This window comes from Paenibacillus sp. BR2-3, from assembly GCF_046529485.1.
Lineage (GTDB): Bacteria > Bacillota > Bacilli > Paenibacillales > Paenibacillaceae > Paenibacillus_AQ.
The window spans coordinates 3033200-3053534 of record NZ_CP126311.1; the positions used below are offsets into that span (position 1 = coordinate 3033200).

General features: G+C 45.3%; 16 protein-coding genes. 2 read left to right on the forward strand and 14 right to left on the reverse strand.

The features are described from left to right. The first annotated feature begins 1 nt into the window (after position 1). The gene (locus tag PaeBR_RS14350) at positions 2 to 1381 is read left to right on the forward strand and encodes a sensor histidine kinase (RefSeq protein ID WP_410511254.1); all 1380 of its coding nucleotides are present in this window, start codon (positions 2 to 4) and stop codon (positions 1379 to 1381) included. On the opposite strand, the gene asnB is transcribed toward PaeBR_RS14350, so the two are convergent. Beyond that, positions 1321 to 3252: an asparagine synthase (glutamine-hydrolyzing) gene (gene asnB, locus PaeBR_RS14355; protein WP_410511255.1), complete on the reverse strand. Its 1932-nt coding sequence runs from the start codon at positions 3250 to 3252 to the stop codon at positions 1321 to 1323. The two genes, PaeBR_RS14350 and asnB, sit on opposite strands and share 61 nt — an antisense overlap. A 179-nt stretch (positions 3253 to 3431) precedes the next feature. Between asnB and PaeBR_RS14360 the strand changes: the two genes are divergently transcribed. Next, the gene (locus PaeBR_RS14360; protein ID WP_410511256.1) at positions 3432 to 3602 is read left to right on the forward strand and encodes a hypothetical protein; all 171 of its coding nucleotides are present in this window, start codon (positions 3432 to 3434) and stop codon (positions 3600 to 3602) included. Positions 3603 to 3720: 118 nt separating this feature from the next. Here the strand turns inward: PaeBR_RS14360 and PaeBR_RS14365 are convergent, their stop codons facing one another. The 13 genes from PaeBR_RS14365 to nuoF form a co-directional block, all read right to left on the reverse strand. Next, positions 3721 to 4929 carry an MFS transporter gene (locus PaeBR_RS14365; protein WP_410511257.1) on the reverse strand — a complete coding sequence of 403 codons (1209 nt, stop codon included), beginning with the start codon at positions 4927 to 4929 and terminating at the stop codon, positions 3721 to 3723. After that, positions 4930 to 5526, reverse strand: a complete 597-nt coding sequence (locus PaeBR_RS14370; protein WP_410511258.1) for a DedA family protein — start codon at positions 5524 to 5526, stop codon at positions 4930 to 4932. 224 nt (positions 5527 to 5750) lie between these two features. Beyond that, a complete protein-coding gene (locus tag PaeBR_RS14375; protein WP_410511259.1) occupies positions 5751 to 6065 on the reverse strand; it encodes a hypothetical protein in 315 nt (104 codons plus the stop codon). Between the two features lie 222 nt (positions 6066 to 6287). Then, positions 6288 to 7577: a VTT domain-containing protein gene (locus PaeBR_RS14380; RefSeq protein WP_410511260.1), complete on the reverse strand. Its 1290-nt coding sequence runs from the start codon at positions 7575 to 7577 to the stop codon at positions 6288 to 6290. Between the two features lie 150 nt (positions 7578 to 7727). Beyond that, on the reverse strand, positions 7728 to 8903 hold the full coding sequence (locus PaeBR_RS14385; protein WP_410511261.1) for an MGDG synthase family glycosyltransferase: 1176 nt from the start codon (positions 8901 to 8903) through the stop codon (positions 7728 to 7730). Between the two features lie 29 nt (positions 8904 to 8932). Next, complete coding sequence (locus tag PaeBR_RS14390) at positions 8933 to 9739, reverse strand: undecaprenyl-diphosphate phosphatase (RefSeq protein ID WP_410511262.1); 807 nt, start codon at positions 9737 to 9739, stop codon at positions 8933 to 8935. 120 nt (positions 9740 to 9859) lie between these two features. After that, positions 9860 to 10066 carry a divergent PAP2 family protein gene (locus PaeBR_RS14395; RefSeq protein WP_410511263.1) on the reverse strand — a complete coding sequence of 69 codons (207 nt, stop codon included), beginning with the start codon at positions 10064 to 10066 and terminating at the stop codon, positions 9860 to 9862. Between the two features lie 1165 nt (positions 10067 to 11231). Continuing rightward, complete coding sequence (gene hydF / locus PaeBR_RS14400) at positions 11232 to 12497, reverse strand: [FeFe] hydrogenase H-cluster maturation GTPase HydF (protein ID WP_410511264.1); 1266 nt, start codon at positions 12495 to 12497, stop codon at positions 11232 to 11234. Positions 12498 to 12539: 42 nt separating this feature from the next. Further along, entirely contained in the window at positions 12540 to 13952 is a 1413-nt protein-coding gene (locus PaeBR_RS14405) for an aspartate ammonia-lyase (protein ID WP_410511265.1), read from the reverse strand. A gap of 55 nt (positions 13953 to 14007) precedes the next feature. Then, on the reverse strand, positions 14008 to 15207 hold the full coding sequence (gene hydF / locus PaeBR_RS14410; protein WP_410511266.1) for a [FeFe] hydrogenase H-cluster maturation GTPase HydF: 1200 nt from the start codon (positions 15205 to 15207) through the stop codon (positions 14008 to 14010). A 22-nt stretch (positions 15208 to 15229) separates the two neighbouring features. Continuing rightward, the gene (gene hydG / locus PaeBR_RS14415) at positions 15230 to 16654 is read right to left on the reverse strand and encodes a [FeFe] hydrogenase H-cluster radical SAM maturase HydG (protein ID WP_410511267.1); all 1425 of its coding nucleotides are present in this window, start codon (positions 16652 to 16654) and stop codon (positions 15230 to 15232) included. A gap of 30 nt (positions 16655 to 16684) precedes the next feature. Next, positions 16685 to 18421 carry an NADH-dependent [FeFe] hydrogenase, group A6 gene (locus PaeBR_RS14420; RefSeq protein ID WP_410511268.1) on the reverse strand — a complete coding sequence of 579 codons (1737 nt, stop codon included), beginning with the start codon at positions 18419 to 18421 and terminating at the stop codon, positions 16685 to 16687. Positions 18422 to 18438: 17 nt separating this feature from the next. Next, positions 18439 to 20316, reverse strand: coding sequence for an NADH-quinone oxidoreductase subunit NuoF (gene nuoF / locus PaeBR_RS14425; RefSeq protein ID WP_410511269.1), 1878 nt, complete (start codon positions 20314 to 20316; stop codon positions 18439 to 18441). Between the last annotated feature and the right edge of the window lie 19 nt (positions 20317 to 20335).

Sequence of the window (20335 nt, forward strand, 5' to 3'; positions counted from 1 at the left end):
GTTGAACAGTATCGCCATTAAACTAGGCACTATTCTCGTTATTCTTTTCATGGTGTTGATTATTTTCATCGAAAGCGTACTATACTTTCTCTTCATCCGCTTTTATACGGACGATATTATCGGCGAGCAAACTAGACGAACTCATAGTTATGCTTCTGTACTAAGTGATCATTTCGAGCCTTCTACAATCGGCCATGTTGTCCGAATTGAAAGCGAGACTAACAACCTGTTGCTCATTCTGGATGAATCAGGTGCCATTCAGGGAGCATCCGATGGTATTTCTGATGTTTCACCGGACTATTTGAGTCAGCTTATTAATCACAGTTCCACAAACCACGGTCCGGTATTAGCCTCGGATTGGAAAAACGAACCCTTTTTCATAACGGAATCGTTGGTTACTATTGACGAAAAAACGATAGGTAGAGTCGTTATGTTCAGTCCGACCGAAACGATCAGGACTGCTACTAAAACGATAAGAAGTACGTTTACTGGAGTTGCGCTTATGGTACTAGTAACAGGAGCAATCATAATCCTTCTCGTATCGGGAAAAATCGTGCAACCTCTGCTTCGTATGATTAGAATTACGCAGCGAATTTCCGAAGGAAAACACGATTGGGAGCTGCAAACACACGGTTCGGATGAAATCGCACAATTGTCACATGCAATCAATCGAATGTCAGCCAACATTCAATTTTATAAGCAACAGAGACGACAGTTTTTGGCTGACATTTCGCATGAGTTGCGTACTCCTTTAACCTACATGATTGGTTATTCTAAGGTGCTCCTTAATGGACTTGTTTCCAAAGAAGATGACCAGAAAAGATATCTGAACTTGTTATATACGCAAAGCATGCAACTTCAACGATTGGTTCAGGATTTATTTGAACTTGCCAATATAGAACAAGGATCCTTTACGTTAGCTTTAGGCCGAACTTCAATCGACAAGATCCTGCAGAATTCTCTTGGTTTGATGGCAGACTCTATTCAACAAACCGGAATTACATTGAGATACTCTCCCTCTCAAATTCCACTCTATGTAGAAGGAGACGAGCGTCGACTGCAACAGGTTATTGTCAATTTACTAGAAAATGCAAGGAAATACACACCTAATGATGGAGCAATTTCCATTTCAACTTATGAAGAAGATGTTTACTGTGTTATTGAAATTACAGATACCGGGATTGGCATTCCTGCGGAAGATCTGATCCACATTTGGGAAAGGCTCTACCGTGTCGATAAATCTCGCTCCCGGGCAACAGGCGGTATGGGACTTGGCCTAGCCATTTGCAAAGAAATCGTTGACCTACACCAGGGTCATATTCAAGTCGAGAGTATGAAGGGCATAGGGACTACGTTTCGCGTTCGACTTCCGATGGGATGAGATGACGGAACCGGATGGATTTGACTGATATACATTTGATGCCAGAGCATGAACACGAGCAGTGTCCATAACTTGCGGCTTGCATCATATTTTCCCGCACGATGATCGTCCAACATCTGCAGCACATAGGATTTATTGATCCATGGCATACTACTATCCGTTTCGTGAATTAATTCTCTTGCCCAGTTATACCACTCATTCTTAAGCCACACTCGTATCGGTACCGGAAACCCCAATTTTTTGCGGGATTGAACATCCGGTGGGACGACATTTTTCATCGCTTCTCGAAGGAGCAACTTAGTTGAGACCGATGATACTTTATATTTGGTTGGGATAGTAGCGGCAAACTGGAACACCTTCGTGTCGACAAAAGGGACACGAAGCTCCAGCGAATGCGCCATGGACATTTTGTCAGCTTTCATTAGAATATTGCCGCGTAACCAGGTATGAATGTCGATATGCTGCATTTTCGTAACATCATCATAATAGCTAGCGCTTCCGTAAAGGGGATCCGTAATGTCACGAGCCGGTTTGAAATTTAAATATTCGAAGCCGGGTTTACTCAATATTTTTCGTTTCTCATCCTCCGAGAAAATTTTAGCGTTTCCGTAAAACCGTTCTTCCAACGGACGACTGCCTCTTTCCAAGAAGCTCTTCCCTTTCATTCCACTTGGCATCATATTAGACAAAACACCAGCAAATTTACGCATACCTATAGGCATATGCTCGAACATTCGCAGTGAGTGTGGCTCCCGGTAAATGTTATATCCGCCGAAAAACTCATCAGCTCCCTCACCCGAGAATACGACTTTAACGTATTGGCTTGCGAGTTGAGACACGAAATATATACCTGCGGCGGAAGGATCGGCGACTGGCTCGTCCATATGCCATATCATATTAGGCAACGCTTTGAGATAGGTATGGGCATCAACGGCGACTTCGAAGTGTTCCGTACCAAGATAGCCAGCTGTTTTTCGTGCCAGCTCAAGTTCACTATAACCGGGTACGTCGAATCCGACCGAGAACGTCCGAGTCGGTTCCAACCGCTGTAGCATGCCGACCAAGCTACTGGAATCAATGCCTCCCGATAGGAAAGCGCCTCTTGAAACGTCTGAGTTCCGGTGCAGACTGACGGAATCCTCTAATACTGAGCGTGTTTCCTCAACGAGATCAGAGTATGAACGTGTATCTTCCGCGAAGAAGCGCGCCTCATAATAGGGTTTGGTCGTTAAGCTTCCATCTTTAATCGTCAATGTATGTCCGGCCCTTAGTTTGCTAATAGACATAAACATGGTTGCCGGCTCGGGTACATATTGAAAAGTCAAATAATGATAGAACGACTGCCCATCTACTTCCCTGTCAAGTTTGCCTGATGCTAACAGAGACTTGATCTCAGAAGCAAACATAAATCCATTTGACGTCTCACTGTAATAAACAGGCTTTATACCGAATTGATCACGAGCGGCGAACAATACGTCACGTTTTTTGTCCCAGATGACGAAACCGAACATACCTCTTAAATGAGTCGGACAATCTTCACCCGTTTCTTCGTACAGACGTAACAAAACCTCCGTATCGCAATCGGTCTGAAATGTATGGCCTTTACCGGACAACCACTCGCGGAGCTCGCGGTAATTGTAAATTTCACCGTTAAATACAACGCAAATATCCTGATTAGCATTTCCGAGCGGTTGAGCGCCATTTTTTAAATCTAGAATGCTCAATCTCCGGAACCCGAGGCCGACATGCTCATCTATCCGAATTCCTACATCGTCAGGACCCCGATGTATAACGGTATTCGTCATCGCTTGGATCATATCTGCGTTTACGGGAACCCGATTCCGATTATATACAGCAACAAATCCACACATGATATTAACTCCCCCTATTCCCTTGTTCCTTACTATTATTAGTCTACCTGTCCGTTTTGTAAGATTTGTGAAGGTCACATTACAATTCACAACACGTTTCTTCAAAAAGTCTTCACAATCAGATTATTAGAAAAAAAAGACATCCATTTGTTGGATGCCTCGATCACCAAATTGTTTATATGTCATCTCGATCACTTATGGTTCCACTAGATGTCTACCTGGATCACTTTATGACAGAAGATGTACAGACTGGGACACAGCACTGGACCTATTCCTTCACTTATCTTCCGTACGACAGCATGAAAGTTCGCTTCGTATTGGACGATTATTCGCTCACCCGGGCAATCTGAGGAATCTGTTATTTTCCCCCTGGAGAAAGCTGAGTGAGCAGCCCGCAGTCTTTCAAGCGCAAGGCGATATCCTCAAAATCCACACATATGACAATTTCATTAAGCGAAAGTAGCCTGCTTAAATGCGGAATATCATCATCAATAATGCAGCCAATATCGCAATGATACTGCTTGTACTAAAAGCAACCCCAGGTCCAAACGTTTGCCATAAAAAACCCGCAATAATACTCGCCGGTAATGCTGCTAATCCAGTCAATGCATTATATGTACCCATCGCCGTTCCTCTTAGCCCTTCCGGTACAATATCGGCAATATATGCCTTTTGTATACCTTCAGTGAATGCGTAGTAAATTCCATATAAAACGAATAATACCCAGATCCATGCAACGCTTTTTACCATACCGAATCCAAAATAAATGAGTGCGAAGATAAAGAATCCGGAAATAAGCACCGGTCGGCGACCAATACGATCTGACAACATGCCTACCGGCATCGAAAAGATGCTGCTGCTCATGTTAAATGCGAAAAACGCTAGTGGAATTAAGGCAGGAAGTATGCCTGCGTCCAGTGCACGTAGAGCTAGAAACGCATCGGAGAAGTTACCGACCGCAAAAAGCGTGGAAATCAAGGAAAACCATATAAAGCGGCGATTTAAATTTTTAAACTCAATTTGCGGAAGTTTCGATTGTTTTCCGGTATTACTGGACTTCTTTTCTTTTAGAAAAAAAACGATAAGAGCAACAGCCAGAATCCCAGGAATAACAGATAACCAAAATACGAGGCGATAGTTGTTCGCAGACATGGCAAGCACGCCAAAAGCAACTAATGGGCCTAATGCTGCTCCTAGAGCATCCATCGCGCGGCGAAAACCGAACGCTTTTCCTCGTTCTTCCTTTATAGTGGAATTTGCGATTAACGCATCTCGCGGGGACGTTCGTATTCCTTTTCCAAAACGATCGGAAAAACGAATCATGAGTACCTGTTCCCAGGAAGCGCTTAATGCAAAGAACGGTTTTGTCAAATTTGACAACCCATAACCAATCAACATCAAAATTTTATGTTTGCCTACGCGATCTGTAATCCGACCCGAATATAATTTTAAAATACTCGCGGTGCTTTCAACGATTCCTTCAATAATACCGATGGATTGTACCTGAACATGCAATACGGTAGTGAGATACAGCGGCAGAATGGGTACAATCATATTACTGGACATATCGGTAAAAAAACTGACAAGCCCAAGTACAATTATGACCGGATTCATCGCGAACAGTTTTCTTTTTTTAGCTTGAGCCATAGGATCCACGTCTTCACCTTCATTTTGCATCTATTTTTTTCCCCATTTTCTTTTAATATACCAAACAATCAAGGCCATGCCAGCAATTAAAACTACAGCAATCAAGAGATACTGATGAATGGTTTCCATTACTTCACGCCAGTGTTCGCCCAAATAGGTCCCTAACGTGATAAATGTGACCGCCCATAACATTGCTCCCGGTGCTGCGTATACAAAAAATGTTCGATACGACCATTCGCTAATTCCTGCAAAATAAGCCGTTAGTTGACGAATACCCGGAATAAAATATCCAATCGTAACCGCAAATTTGCCAAACCTTTTGAACCACTGCTGAGCATGACCCAACTTCTGTTTCGTAATATGAATTTTGCCCCCATACTTCTCCAATAGGGGATAGCCGAATTTATGTCCAATAAAATAACTGATGGACATACCGGTAAAACTGCCAACCACGGAAACACTTACTGTCGTAAAATAGTGAAGTCTTCCTTGCGAAATTAAATATCCCGCAAATGTCATTAACAATTCGTCCGGAACCGGTAATCCAATAATTCCAAGCACTAACGAACCAAAGATGCCTATATAGCCAAAATGGGCAATGAACGATAAAAGTTGATGTTGAAGCAAAAGATGAGTCCCTCCTTTTTATGACTTTGCGGATGGTTTTCTTTTTAATTTTTCCAAAATCCACAAAGTCATGAATCCTATGGAGAAAACCGTTACTCCTAAGAAAAGAAGTCCTCCAAAAAGCGGAACATTCATAAGGGAAACCAATAAAATCGAACCCGCTAATGAAATCATCCAATTGGAACGATTAAACGTTCCTTGAATTCTTTCCCCACCCAACATGCTTAGTACAGAAATGTCATTGCTATAAAGATTAGACTACTGAAAAAACCGATGTATAAAAAATATCCGGGAGTTTGCCGCGCACGATCTACAAATGGATTTATACGATGCTTGCTAAAAAATACGGTCATAACAGGGAGTATTACGAAAACAATGCTGACAGCTAACTGCAACAACCAAGTTCCGACAACTAATCCTCCGCCTATCACCAAAACAAAACTGTTTATTTTTGCAGATGCTTTTAAAACCACGTTTCCGTTTACAACGATAACCGAATTATTCACTGTGCCCCAAATGGTGGCATCCCCGCCAACCATTATAACATCATCAACCGTTTGATTTCCTGGTACGATTGTATCCTTATGTTCAAATATCCCTTTTGTCTCCAGCAGATGTTTTAATATCCGATCAAACCGACGATGATATATGGGTCCGAACCCAGGATGCTTCCCAGCGCGTAACTCAAATTAATAACGACCTTCATCATGACCGAACCTAATTTCAAAACAAATGACCCCATGAGAACAAATGACTTGAGTTCAAGTCGAAAAGTTCAGCTTGCTGTTTCGGAAAAACCGAAATATCTCCAATAAAACAACATTGAAACTAAGCCATACTCCGCCAAATACGTATCCCGCAACTACATCGCTTGGATACTGAATATCGAAATAAATGCGACTGAGTCCAACCAACAACGAAACAGCAAGAACAAGAAGTACTGCGCCTGTCCGAAGCCATGTAATGTTTACATGCCGAACAAAAAGATACACGGCGAAACCTAAGAAAATGATCGTAATTAAGGTCTGTTCGCTCGGGAACGTATCTAGAAGGTTTTCAGGTCCAGTGCGATGAAATAGTCGCCGTAATCCCTCATCCCAAAGCTCGCCCCCGATTAAAACAAACAATAAGAATCCAGCTTCAAGCAAACGGTCTTTTCCTTTTATCAGAATCCAGACAAGCGTTAGGACAGCAATCGTTAGCACGATCTGAAAAGATGCTAAATACGCGAAGCGATTCATCCATGTAGCCCAATTCTCATCAAATATGGCATGGACGATATACGTAGTGACAACATCAAAATCAGCAAATTCATTCGCTAAAAAATCTTGGACCAAGCCTGCCATTAAAATAAAAAGCGTAAGAAACGTTCCAAATGATACGACCACCAGAAATTTAACTCTGCCCAGGGAATGAAATGCTTTGACTCCTTTGTTCAACCCCAATACAGTTACAATATACAGCCGATTTTTGTATTTTCGAAACACATAAACAACAACAAAAATCACCGCCGCGATGATCCCCGCGATAAGCAAATATTTTGTGATCGTTTGGTGAAACAGCTCCCATTTGGGACCGAGTATTTTTCCTAAGGAAATAAACGTGCCTGTCCAAATAAACGCGCCTGTATAAGCATACTTGATATATGTTCGAAACGACATACGTGTAATTCCCGAAAAATAACCTGTAAAATGGCGAATTCCAGGGATGTAATAAGCGATGATCAGAAGCTTATTTCCATAGCGTTCAAACCATTGTGATGTTTTCTTTAGTTTATCTGGTCCCAAATGTATCTTCGAACCGTATTTTTCAAGAAACGGTGTGCCCAATTTATAACCGATCCAATAGGAAACGGTCATGCCGATCGAAGCTCCTACACCCGCCGTCAAGATGCTTAGAATCCAATGTAACTTCCCTTGGAAAACCATAAGTCCTGCATATGTCATAAGAACTTCTCCCGGCAAAGGCAGGGCAAGAAGTTCGAGCATAAGGGAAATGCCTAAAACATAGTAGCCGTATTGATCCATCCAATTTTGTATGAAGTGCGCCACGTTTAACCTCCACGAAAATAATCATTTATCTAAAAAGACTTATCTTTCTTCAGAAAAGTTCAAATCAACCTTTGTTATTTTTTGCTTTCCTTAAGATAAAAATACCTGGATCAGCACGAAAAAGACTGCGATATTCGCGATCTCAGTCATCTATACAAATGAATACACCCGGCTGCTTGGCATTGTGACCATTCCTTGTTCCCGGATTTCTACGATGCATTCCGCAGCCCTATCTGCGGAGAAAGGTTTGCCAGTCTTCTTGGCTTGCCTTTTCATCGTTTTCAATCGTACCGGATCGGATAACAAGGCCGATAGCGACTGCAGCAATTCCTCCACATGGTTCAACCGAACTGCTGCACCGGCATCCAGCAAATAATTCGCGTTATCCTCCTCCTGACCCGGAAGGGGTTTATAGATGAGCATGGGAAGACCAGCCGCAAGCGCTTCAGAGGAAGTAAGTCCTCCTGATTTGGTGATGAGCAGATCCGAGGTTGCCATAAACTCGGGAATGTGCTCGGTAAAACCGGTAACAACCATGGGCAAATTCCACTCGGACGCAATACTGCTTAAATGATTCCTTAATTTATCGTTATGGCCGCATACCGCAATGACCTGCATGCTACCTTTGTTTCCATGGAGATAACGACAAAGCGTATCGCCGATCTCTTGGCCGAGCATTCCGTAACCGCCGCCCATGACCAGTACGGTCGGAAGATCCGGGGTCAGTCCGATTTTGGCCCGGATTTCTTTCCTGTTATAAACATGGCTGTATTCCCGGCGAATCGGAATACCGGTTACTCGAACTTGCGAAAGGTCTATGCCAAGCTTAACAAGATGGTCTGCAGTATGCCGGGACCCGACCAAATAAGCGTCCGTATGCGGATTAATCCAATAACTGTGATCCGTGTAGTCGGTAATTACCGTTATCGTTGGCACATTGAATAAGCCATTTGCTCGTAAGAAAGACATGGCAGCGGCAGCAAGTGGAAACGTCGATACAACGGCTGATGGCTGCACACTACGCAGCATAGACAGAAACTTCCCCAGTCCGAGACCATGGAAAACCTTCAAACCGTTAGAGAATTTGTTGCTTCGACGTGTTTTTTGAAACAGATATCCATAGGTGCGAGGGAACGCTTTTATACCGCCAAGATACATAAATTTGCTTATCGGGTGAACGATAGGATGAGCATGCGACATAAAGTCCTTTGATTCCGTACCGATATAGGGAAATAACCGGGTAAACGATTCCTGAAGGGCACGCGCTGCTTGTACATGCCCTGAACCGTAGTCCCCCGTCAAAAATAAAACCGGCCCTTCTCCCATCCGTATTCCGCCTCCCCGTTCATGATGTTTTATGTTGTCAGTAAGTAAATAAAAAATACAGCCGCAATGACAAAACGGTAATAAGCGAAAGGAGCGAGCTTCAAGCGCTCGAGCAGTTTCAGAAATGTGATGACGGCTAGAAGCGCTACAGCGAATGAGACGATAAATCCGGTCGCAAAAAATCCTGCATCTGCCGCCGTTAGCGTATGATAACTTTTCAGCAGTTCATACCCGCTTGCGGCGACCATCATCGGTATGGCGATAAGGAATGAAAAATTAGTAGCAGCCCTGTAGCTGCCGCCAACCAGCAGTCCGCCGGCAATGGTCGTGCCGGAGCGTGAAAAGCCCGGCCATAAAGACAAACACTGAAACAATCCGATCTGTAGCGCCTGCTTGTACGACAATTGATCCATGCCCTCTGCCTGTACCTTTGGCTGCCGTTTTTGTCCGAACAGCATAAACCCGCCGCCAAGAACGAGTCCTACCAAAACCGTATAAGGCGAAAACAAGTGCGTTTTAATAAAGGAGTGCAAAATCAATCCAAGCGCCATCGCCGGAAAACATGCCAATATGACGTGAATTAGGTTTAATTTAGCATTACCTGATGAATCCGCTTTTTTCATGAGTCCAAGTAATCCGAGTATTCGACGCCAGTAAATTACTGCGATGGCAAGTATTGCGCCAAGTTGGATGACAATTTCAAAGGTATCCGCCTTTTCTCCCGTGAAGCCGAGAAGCTTACCGGCTAAAATCAAATGTCCGGTTGACGATACCGGTAAAAACTCCGTCAGCCCCTCCACAATCCCTTGAACAATGGCCGTCAAAATATCTTGCATGAAAGCTCCAACTCCCCTTTTCAATTCTCGACAATAAAAAGACTGCTTGGTTACCGAAAATGTTCATCCAATAAAGATAAAGTTGCGGAATGTTAAGAATAAAAGAATAAAAATAAAACTTCAGAAGTATACCAATGACAATTCCGAATAACGCGCCTGCAAATACTTCAATTGGTCGATGCCCGAGCTTGGCATGCCTCCCGTGCTGAATCCGAGACCAATTTTTAACGTTCTCTTGGTGATAAGATGCATTGGGATCTTAATGAATTGAGCCACAAATATGGAAATAAAGGCAGCTATCAGCGGAAAATTATGCAATATGGACAACTACAGTCGCTCTCCTTGTATCGATGTTGAACATCTACTCTTCGTTTTTATTTTTTATGGATTGAATCATGGAAAAACCACTATAACACAAGGCAAGAGAACCAAATTCAGAAACGAGTATCTTTACAAATATCGGTTCATGACCATAAATCATCAAAACATATAACAGGATGCCAAATCCAAATATCAGCAAATTATATAATAATTTTCGCAATTGGGTTACTCCTTTCTTAATTGAGCTTAGCTCACCGAACCCAGACCTTTTGCTCGACTTTTTCATAGATACAAAAGTTTAAGCATTTTTTAGCTGTGTAAGACTTCACAAAAATCCAATGGGTAGACAAAGCACAGATCACTCCAATAAATGTACCGGCTAATACATCAAGAGGGTGATGCACCCGTCCAGACGGGCGATAATGCAATCAACGTTCCCAACATAAGGGTGGCTGAATTAATTGGATCACATCATGATGGACAAAAGGTCTGTATCCCCGATATCAACCGCAACATAAGAAGTAAGCAATGCTTGTGTGACCATATATCTATTCTGTTTTACTCGCGTAAACCAATAAATAATCACACCCAAATAAAATAGATATTCCCCATAACGCATGATGGGATTCAAAAAAGGGAGTTTTAAAGCAAAGTGATTAATGAATTGAAATGCTTGAAAATCATTAGCCTATAAATCCATAAAGTAAACCTTCTTTCTCGTTTCTTTTCAATTTACAAATAAAAAGACTGATCTACTAATCAAAAAGTTCAGATTGAGAATTTTTTTCATGACACCAAAAATAAAAAAACTGCTGGTTTAATCCAGCAGGTCATAGTGCAGTACCAACGGCCAAACGAGTTATTATTATTTTATTTTCCCCTTACCACCCTCATGCGAGTGGCCTTCATGTCCATCGCTTTCATGCTTATGTCCATGTTCACCATGTTCCTCTTTGGCACTCGTGCAGAGCTCCCCCTTCACGCTTACGTCAATATGCGTTGATTCGTAATAATCTTACTCCAACTTCTTCCCTGACATCTACCCGGGCCTGGAAGAAATCTCATCGGCTGTCGGTACATATTCTTGTCAATAGCTTTTGACAAGAATATGTTATAAAAAAAAGAAAAACCCGCAATTTATGCGGGTACCGTGCGGAACACTAACGAGATCTTACACCGGCAAGCTTTCCTCCCAGGCAAGACGGGCAAGCGGAAACGGGGAAATAGCTCTCTCCAAAATGCCCTGGACATGCGCAATCGCAACGCCATAATTGACGATCGGAACTCCAGCCAGGGCAGCTTGCTCCACACGCCAGAGCATCTGTCTGCGATTCATCATGCAGCCGCCGCAATGAACAATAAGCGAGTAGTCCTTCACGTTATCTGGAAATTTCATTCCATTAGCAAAGTCGAATTCGATCTGTTTACCTGTGGCCTGACGGATCCAGCGCGGAATTTTCACTTTGCCGATATCATCTGGCTGCTGGTGATGTGTACATGACTCGGCGATTAGCACTCTGTCGCCGTCCTGCAGTCGGTCGATAGCACGGGCTCCCCTAACCATCTCCTCCAGATCACCTTTGCTGCGGGCGAACAGGATCGAGAAGGAGGTGAGAGGAATGTCCTTTGGCGTATCTGCCGAAACCTTCAGGAACACTTGTGAATCCGTGATCACAAGCCGCGGCTTCTTACCGAGGCTCGCAAGTGTCTCTTTCAACTCGTATTCCTTGGTAACAACCGCAATCGCGTCGCTCTCCAGAATGTCACGGATGGTCTGCTGCTGCGGAAGAATCAATCTGCCTTTCGGCGCCGCTTTATCAATCGGCACCACTAACACTACCAAATCTCCTGGGGAGATTAGATCCCCGACAATGCGGAATTTATCATCATCGTCTGGTACAGCAGCGATCAGCGCCTTCCCCAGTTCACTGATCCCCTGCTGTTCTACTGCAGATACAGGGATCACCTTAAACCCCAGTTCCTCCTCGGTCTTTTTAACAAGAGCTGTAAGGTCTCCAGTATTGGATGCGTTCATATTAGTTAACAAATCTATTTTATTTAATATACCAAGAGTTGGGATGGCCTTGTTTCGAACGATCTCAGCAATTTGCCGATCAAATGAGGTCACACCGCAAGCAGCATCAATGACGATCAGGGCCACGTCGGTCTTGTTTAGAACTTCAAGCGTCTTCTTTTTCCGCAGCTCTCCAAGATCTCCTTCATCATCCAAGCCTGCCGTATCAATCAACACAACCGGCCCGAGTGGAAGCAGCTCCATGGATTTATATACGGGATCTGTCGTTGTACCTTTAACCGGAGACACGACTGCGATATCCTGTTTGGTTATCGCGTTGATAATGCTTGATTTACCTGCGTTGCGCCTGCCGAATATGGCGATGTGCAAGCGACTCGAGCGGGGGGTATCGTTCAAACTCACGCTGCTCTCTCCTTCAGTAGACCGGTTAGCGCCGGTCTACTCTTATTGGCCGGGCACACCCGGTTTGGTCACTTGATAGAGACTCAGGATTTTATCGATCTCAGCCACCGGGAGAATCTGAGCCTCCATCAACACCTGGCGCACTGTTTTGCCTTCTTGCCTTGCTTGCTTGGCAACCTCTGCACTTTTCTCGTAACCAATGTGGCCTACTAATGCGGTAGCTAGAACAGCAGAGTTTTCTACCAATTCACGACATCGATCCTCACGAATGCCAATACCACGCACACAGCGCTCTTCGAACAGCCGGACGGCACTAGCCAATATCTCTAAGGATTCCAAAAGCGCATCAGCGATCAGCGGCATAAAAGCGTTAAGCTCCAGCTGTCCACCCGCAGCCGCCATCGTTACCGCTGTATCATTGGCAATGACACGCATGGCAACAAGTCCTGTCATCTCCGCCATAACCGGATTCACTTTATCCGGCATTATCGAGGATCCCACCTGCACAGCTGGCAATTCAAGCTCCCCAAAGCCTCCTGTCGGACCGCTTGCCAGAAGGCGCAGGTCATTGGAAATTTTCAAAAGATTAACTGAAGCGGCCTTCAGAAGTCCGGACACTTCAGCGAAAATATCCATATTCTGCGTGGGGTCCATCGGATACTCGCTCCGCGCCAGACCATAGCCAGTCAACTCTTGCAAAAGATCGGTTACATAAAACGTATATTTTACCGGTGCATTGATTCCTGATCCAATTGCTGTACCACCAATATTGACTTCCCGCAGCCGTTCCTCTACCTTGTATAGTCGCCAACGATCCCTGGCTATCGCTTTGGCGTAGGCTCCGAAACCTTGACCTGCCATCATTGGGAGAGCATCCATCAGCTCCGTACGACCCAGTTTGAGGACATCTGCAAATTCATGTTCCTTCTCCTGAAGGGCTTCCTGCAGGGAAGCAAAAGTTTGACTAAGCAGTCGAACCAGACCGATCGCAGCAATTTTTAGTGCCGTTGGATAAACATCATTGGTGGATTGGCAGCAGTTGACGTGATCCAGAGGATGTACCCGTAAATAGTCTCCCCGTTCTCCACCCATGAGCTCAATCGCACGGTTAGCTATGACTTCGTTCACGTTCATATTCGTTGAAGTACCGGCACCACCCTGCAAAGCATCCACAGCAAATTGCTCCTTAAAGCGTCCTGCCAGGATATCATCACATGCTTGCACGATAGCCCGGGCAATTTCTGCTGGATAGGTATTCAGCTTCAAATGAGCCAGCGCCGCTGCCTTCTTCACCGTAACCATGCTATGGATCAAATGAGGGTTAACAGCTCTCCCGCTTACAGGGAAATTGTCCATTGCCCGCGCCGTATGAATACCGTAATAAGCAGCTTCTGGTATATCCCTTGCTCCTAATGCATCCTGTTCACTGCGGGGATGATTCCGGGCTTGCTCCATCGAATTGCCGTCCTCTTTAAGCGGTTGAACCGCCGTTTATTTGTACCCTTTAAGCTTAAGCCTTCACTTGCAGGGCTTCCAGCACACGCGGCAGAATCCCATTGAAATAAGCGAAAGCAATGCCATAGTTGGTGATCGGCACGCCTTGCTCTCCTGCTCTCATAAGCCGTATCATCAGTTGTTTACGATTAAATATACAACCACCACAGTGAACAATCAGCTTATACTCGGAAATATGTTCAGGGAATTCAGGCCCCACACTCGTTGTGATATCGAGACCACCGCCAGCAATTTCCTGAAGCTTGGCATGGACTAACACACGGTCGATCTCTCCGTTATGCGGGTGATGGATACAGGCCTCTGACAGAAGAACTTTGTCTCCGGGCTTCAAGCTTGGAATCACCCCGACACCCGCCACAAAAGTATCCAAATCGCCTTTAAAGCGCGCCATCAGGATCGCAAAGGTGGTTAGCGGCACATTAGCTGGAAGGATCTCGTTCACTCTGTCAAATACTTGGGAATCCGTAATAACAAGATCTGGTAAGTCTTTTAAGTGCATGAGCAACGTTGGCAGCTCTGCTTCGGTAACAGACAATGCTATAATGTGATGATCGAGCAGATCACGAAGAATTTGCTGTTGTGATGCAACTAACCGATATTTAGGAGCCGGTATCGTCTCAGGCATAACCATAACGACCAGATCACCTGAGTTCACCAGATCGCCCACAATGCTGTCTCGTTCAAACTCAGCGGGAGCAGAGACACGTATGGCGTGGCGCAGACTTCCAAAATTGACGTTTTTCTTCGCGCTGATCTTGACGATGGGAATGTTCAGTTCCGTCTTTAAAGGATCAATATCTACATAATGATCATCGACTTTGGCAATGATCCCGATGACAGGAATATTCCGTTTAGCCAGCTCGTGGAACCATTCCTTCTCCAGCTTGAAGTTATTCGACTCATCCGAGAAGATAAGGATACCAAGATCAGTTAAATCCATAACTTCTCTAGTCTTTTGAACCCGGAAGAGGCCCAGATCCGTATCATCATCAATTCCAGATGTATCCACGATAATGACGGGTCCCACTTTTTCCATTTCAAAAGATTGGAAGACCGGTTCAGTCGTTGTTCCCGGCTTTTCGCTAACCATCAAGGTCGCTTGCCGGGTGAGTGCGTTAATCAGACTTGATTTCCCGGAATTTCTTCTGCCAAAAACAGCAATGTGCATCTTGTTCGATTGTGGTGTAGTTTGCATAGCGAATCCCTCCTTAAAATCTTTAGAAACGCAAATCTCGTTCGCCGTTTTCGATGCGCTGCAGCCGATCAATGGTTGCTTTTCTTGCGGCTTCCTTCGGAATATCATCAAGACCCTTACGAATGATTTCTTCCCCAAGGGTACGGGTCTCTTCATCTGCATAGTCAAGTAAATACTCTTTAAAAGTTAAAAGAGAGTTCGGTTGGCATATATTATGAATCTGACCGGATTTAGCCAATCTCATGAAACGGTCACCTGTACGTCCTTCCCGATAGCAAGCGGTACAATAGCTGGGAACGTATCCATCCTGGCAAAGCCCACGAATAATCTCCTCTGGTGAACGATGATCACTTACTTCAAACTGAGGTTTCTCCTTCGACTGACCTGCGGTTCCCTGCTTGGCTTCCATGTATCCGCCGACTCCCGTGCTGGAGCCCGCGCTCACTTGGGAAATACCGAGCTTGATCACCTCGTCACGGAATGACGGTTCTTCGCGGGTGGAAAGAATCATCCCGGCATATGGAACAGCTAAACGCAAGATGGCAACAAGCTTCTTGAAATCTTCATCCATCACCAAATGGGGATACGTTTCCAAATCCACACTGACCGCCTCACGCAACCTGGGAACAGATACTGTATGGGGTCCTACGCCAAACCTCTCCTCCAAGTGCTCAGCGTGCATCAGCATAGCGATGGTATCGTACTTATGGTCATATAGGCCGTAGAGAACGCCCACACCAACATCATCGATCCCACCCATTTGGGCACGATCCATGGCAGTGGTATGCCAATCGTAATCGCGCTTGGGTCCTTGGTGATGCATAGCTGCGTACGTGGGTCTGTGGTACGTTTCTTGGAATAAAATATATGTCCCTATCTCCGCATCCCTGAGTTTCTTGTAATCCTCGATAGTTGTAGCTGCAATATTAATGTTTACACGGCGTATGCTGCCATTATCCACCTTAACGGAATAAATCGTCTTGATCGACTCGACCACATAGTCAATGTCACAGTTAACCGGGTCTTCTCCCGCTTCTACGACAAGTCGTTTGTGACCTAATTCCTGAAGCACGCGGACTTCATCCGCAAGCTCTTCCATACTCAGCTTCCGCCGAAGGAAATCTGTGTTGGTGTGTTTATATCCACAGTATTCGCAATTATTGACACAATGATTACTTATATATAAGGGAGCGAACAATACAATGCGGTTGCCGTAGATTTTCTCTTTAATCACCTTTGCAGACCGGTAAATACTATCGAGCACATCCGTATCTGTAACCTCTAGAAGAACAGCTGCCTCCCGGTGGGTAAGTCCCTTGCACTCTCTTGCTTTCTCTAAAATGGACTTTACATAGGCATGATCGCCCGACTTCACTTTAGCTTCATCCAGACTCAATAAGATTTCCTCGTCATTGATAAAATCAGCTGATTCCCAATCCTTCCGCAATTTCGTCAACCTCCTAATGCGTCCATTAAATTAATACTTGGAACGCTTCACGTAATGAGTGTGCAGCAGTTCGTGTGCAAGATGACTGTTAGGCTCCCCTAAGAATTCTTCGTAAAGAGCTTTGATATAAGGATTTTTATGCGATTTACGAATCGTTTGTGCCTCATCTTCCGTGTAGATGGCTTTCGCACGTTCTGCCTTAATATCGATCCGCTCGGATGTTCTCGCATCCACGATTGGCTGACCTCCACCCGTGATACAACCACCGGCACAGGCCATTACTTCCATGAAATCATAGCTTTTCTCGCCGCGTTCCATTGCTTCCATCAACTTACGCGCATTGCCGAGACCATGAACAACAGCCGTACGAATCTTCTTGCCATTAGGCAACTCGATGAGATTTTCTTTGATACCATCCATTCCACGGACAGCGGTGTATTCGATGGTATCCAGATCCTTACCTGAGGTTATTTCGAACACGGTACGAAGTGCGGCTTCTGCGACACCGCCGGTTGCACCGAAAATAACGGCTGCACCAGAGCCCTCGCCAATCGGACTATCGAACGCTTCACCCTTCAGGTTAACAAAGTCGATACCTGCTTCTTTAATCATCGCAGCAAGCTCACGGGTCGTCAGCACCCAATCGACATCCTGCATACCTTCATTGGACAGCTCTTCACGCGCACCCTCGAACTTCTTCGCGGTACAAGGCATGATTGAGACGACGACAATATTCTTCGGATTAATCCCCATCTTCTTGGCGAAGAAGGATTTAACCATTGCACCTTCCATTTCATGCGGTGATTTACAGGTAGATAGGTTATCGAGCAAGCTCGGGAAGTTATGCTCCATAAATTTAACCCAGCCTGGGCAGCAGGACGTCATAAGCGGCAGGTTTTGTCCACTGGTAAGTCGGGAGATCAACTCCGTGCCTTCTTCCATAATTGTTAGGTCAGCCCCAAAGTTGGTGTCGAACACTTTATCAAAGCCAAGCTTCCGTAATGCAGCAATCATTTTACCAGTTACGCGAGTCCCAACTGGCATGCCAAATTCTTCTCCTAGTGCAACACGTACAGCAGGTGCTGTTTGGACAACAACATATTTGCTTGGATCTGCGAGCTCATTCCATACATCGCCCATGTTCTCATGCTCAGTAAGAGCGCCTACGGGACAAGCCATAATGCATTGACCACAGTTGACACAGGTTGATTCAGCAAGCGGACGACCAAACGCTGTAGAGATGACCGTATCAAAACCACGCTTAGCAAAGCCGATGGCGCCCACGGTTTGCAAAGTTCCACAAGCTCCGACACAGCGACCGCAAAGGATACATTTGGATGCGTCACGGAAGATAGATGGGGAGGTATAGTCTTTCTCTTGGCTGGATTTTTCACCAACGTAGGTAACGTTACGTATATTCAGATCACTCGATACGGTTTGCAGCTCACAGCCACCACTTCGGGAGCAACTGAGACATTCCCGGTCATGATCAGAAAGCAGAAGCTCTACGGAAGTTTTACGGGCGTCACGAACTTTCTTAGTATTCGTCTGAATCTTCATGCCTTCTTCCGCTTTCAGCGTACAGGAAGCAATGAGTCTTGGACCCACTTCAACCACGCAAACTCGGCAGCTGGATGAATGGTTGATGCCTTTCAAATAACACAGGGAAGGAATATGAATGCCCTGATCACGGGCCGCTTCGAGAACAGTTGTACCCTTGGCGACTTCTGTCTCGATCCCATCGATCATAATTTTAATCGTATCCAACTTGACCACTCCTATCGTCAGACTATCACTACAGCATTGAACTTACATACGTCGAAGCAGACTCCGCACTTGATGCAGGCAACCGTGTCGATTACATACGGTTCCTTTAGTTCGCCAGAAATCGCATCGCTTGGGCATTTCCGTGCACATAGGCTGCAACCGCGGCATAGATCAGCATCGATTTCATAAGAGATCAGGGATTTACAGACACCAGACGGACATTTTTTGTCGGCAATATGGGCCATGTACTCTTCACGGAAAAATTTAATTGTGGATAATACCGGGTTTGGAGCGGTTTGGCCTAACGCACAAAGGGATGCATTCTTGATCTGAACCGAAAGGTTCTCAAGCTTCTCGAGATCATCAATCGACCCTTTGCCTTCCGTGATCTTATCAAGCATTTCAAGTAGACGTTTGGTACCGATGCGGCAAGGCGTACATTTCCCACAGGACTCATCTTTTGTGAAATCCAGATAGAAGCGAGCGACGTCAACCATACAGGTATCTTCGTCCATGATGATCATCCCGCCGGAGCCCATCATCGAACCAAGACTGGTCAGTGTATCAAAATCGATTGTGCAGTCCAGATGCTCTTCAGTCAGACAGCCGCCGGAAGGTCCACCGGTTTGTACAGCCTTGAATTTCTTGCCATCTGGGATACCGCCGCCAATTTCAAAAATAACTTCGCGCAAGGTAATACCCATTGGAACTTCAACAAGTCCGGTATTCACGACCTTACCGCCCAGAGCAAATACTTTAGTGCCTTTGGACTTCTCAGTTCCGATATTTGCATACCATTCGGCACCGTTAAGAATAATCTGGGCAACGTTAGCCAGTGTTTCAACATTGTTGATGATCGTCGGTTGGCCCCACAGGCCCTCTACTGCCGGGAAAGGAGGCTTGGGGGTTGGCATACCCCGGTGTCCTTCAATGGAGTGCATTAAAGCGGTTTCTTCTCCGCAGACAAAAGCTCCGGCCCCAAGACGGACATCAATGTTAAATTTAAAGCCGGTTCCAAGTACATTATCACCCAGCAACCCATACTCACGAGCTTGGTCAAGCGCTTTCACAAAACGTTGGACTGCAATTGGATACTCTGCACGAACGTAGATGAAGCCTTGGTTTGAACCAATTGCATAGCCAGCGATTGCCATTGCCTCAATTACTGAGTGAGGATTGCCTTCCAGGATCGAGCGGTCCATGAATGCTCCGGGATCTCCTTCGTCAGCATTACAAATGACATACTTCTGTTCTTTATTTTGCTTTGCTGCAAATTCCCACTTCAAACCGGTGTTAAATCCACCACCGCCACGTCCCCGAAGACCGGATTGCTTCATCGTATCGATGACCTCTTGGCGGCTCATGGTCATGAGCACTTTGCCAAGAGCTTTGTAGCCATCACTGGCAATGTATTCATCAATAACCTCAGGGTCGATGGTTCCGCAGTTACGCAGGGCGATCCGTACTTGTTTTTTGTAAAAATCGGTTTCTTCAAAATTCAGGATTTCGCTGCCCTGCTTGGTCTTTTCGTAAACCTTTTTCTCGAATGGCTTTCCATTTAGCAAGTGGTGTTCAACCAGATCTGGAATATCCTTTACTTCCACGCGGCTGTAGAAAACACCCTCTGGGTACACGATAACGACTGGACCGAGCTCGCAAAGGCCAAAGCAGCCTGTGCGAACGACTTCCACATGTTCCTGTATGCCGTGATTGGAAACTTCTTGTTCCAATGCGTCGATGATTCTTTTGGAATCCGAAGATGTGCATCCTGTACCGCCACACACCATCACTGATCTGAACTGAATGGAACCCGCAGGTTCTCCGGTAATTTTCCGGTTGTCCAGGCGACCCTGTGTGAGCGTTCTGATTGCATCAAGATCCGTTAAAAGCTTCATGCCCATACCTCCCGTATAA

What these genes read in the sequence shown, in the direction of transcription:
- hydF (WP_410511266.1), bottom strand. Translation starts at nt 15,207, where the DNA reads ATGCAAACTACACCACAATCGAACAAGATGCACATTGCTGTTTTTGGC.
- PaeBR_RS14375 (WP_410511259.1), bottom strand. Translation starts at nt 6,065, where the DNA reads ATGGTTGGCGGGGATGCCACCATTTGGGGCACAGTGAATAATTCGGTT.
- PaeBR_RS14385 (WP_410511261.1), bottom strand. Translation starts at nt 8,903, where the DNA reads ATGGGAGAAGGGCCGGTTTTATTTTTGACGGGGGACTACGGTTCAGGG.
- asnB (WP_410511255.1), bottom strand. Translation starts at nt 3,252, where the DNA reads ATGTGTGGATTTGTTGCTGTATATAATCGGAATCGGGTTCCCGTAAAC.
- PaeBR_RS14390 (WP_410511262.1), bottom strand. Translation starts at nt 9,739, where the DNA reads ATGCAAGATATTTTGACGGCCATTGTTCAAGGGATTGTGGAGGGGCTG.
- nuoF (WP_410511269.1), bottom strand. Translation starts at nt 20,316, where the DNA reads ATGAAGCTTTTAACGGATCTTGATGCAATCAGAACGCTCACACAGGGT.
- PaeBR_RS14365 (WP_410511257.1), bottom strand. Translation starts at nt 4,929, where the DNA reads ATGCAAAATGAAGGTGAAGACGTGGATCCTATGGCTCAAGCTAAAAAA.
- PaeBR_RS14405 (WP_410511265.1), bottom strand. Translation starts at nt 13,952, where the DNA reads ATGGAGCAAGCCCGGAATCATCCCCGCAGTGAACAGGATGCATTAGGA.
- PaeBR_RS14360 (WP_410511256.1), top strand. Translation starts at nt 3,432, where the DNA reads ATGTCATCTCGATCACTTATGGTTCCACTAGATGTCTACCTGGATCAC.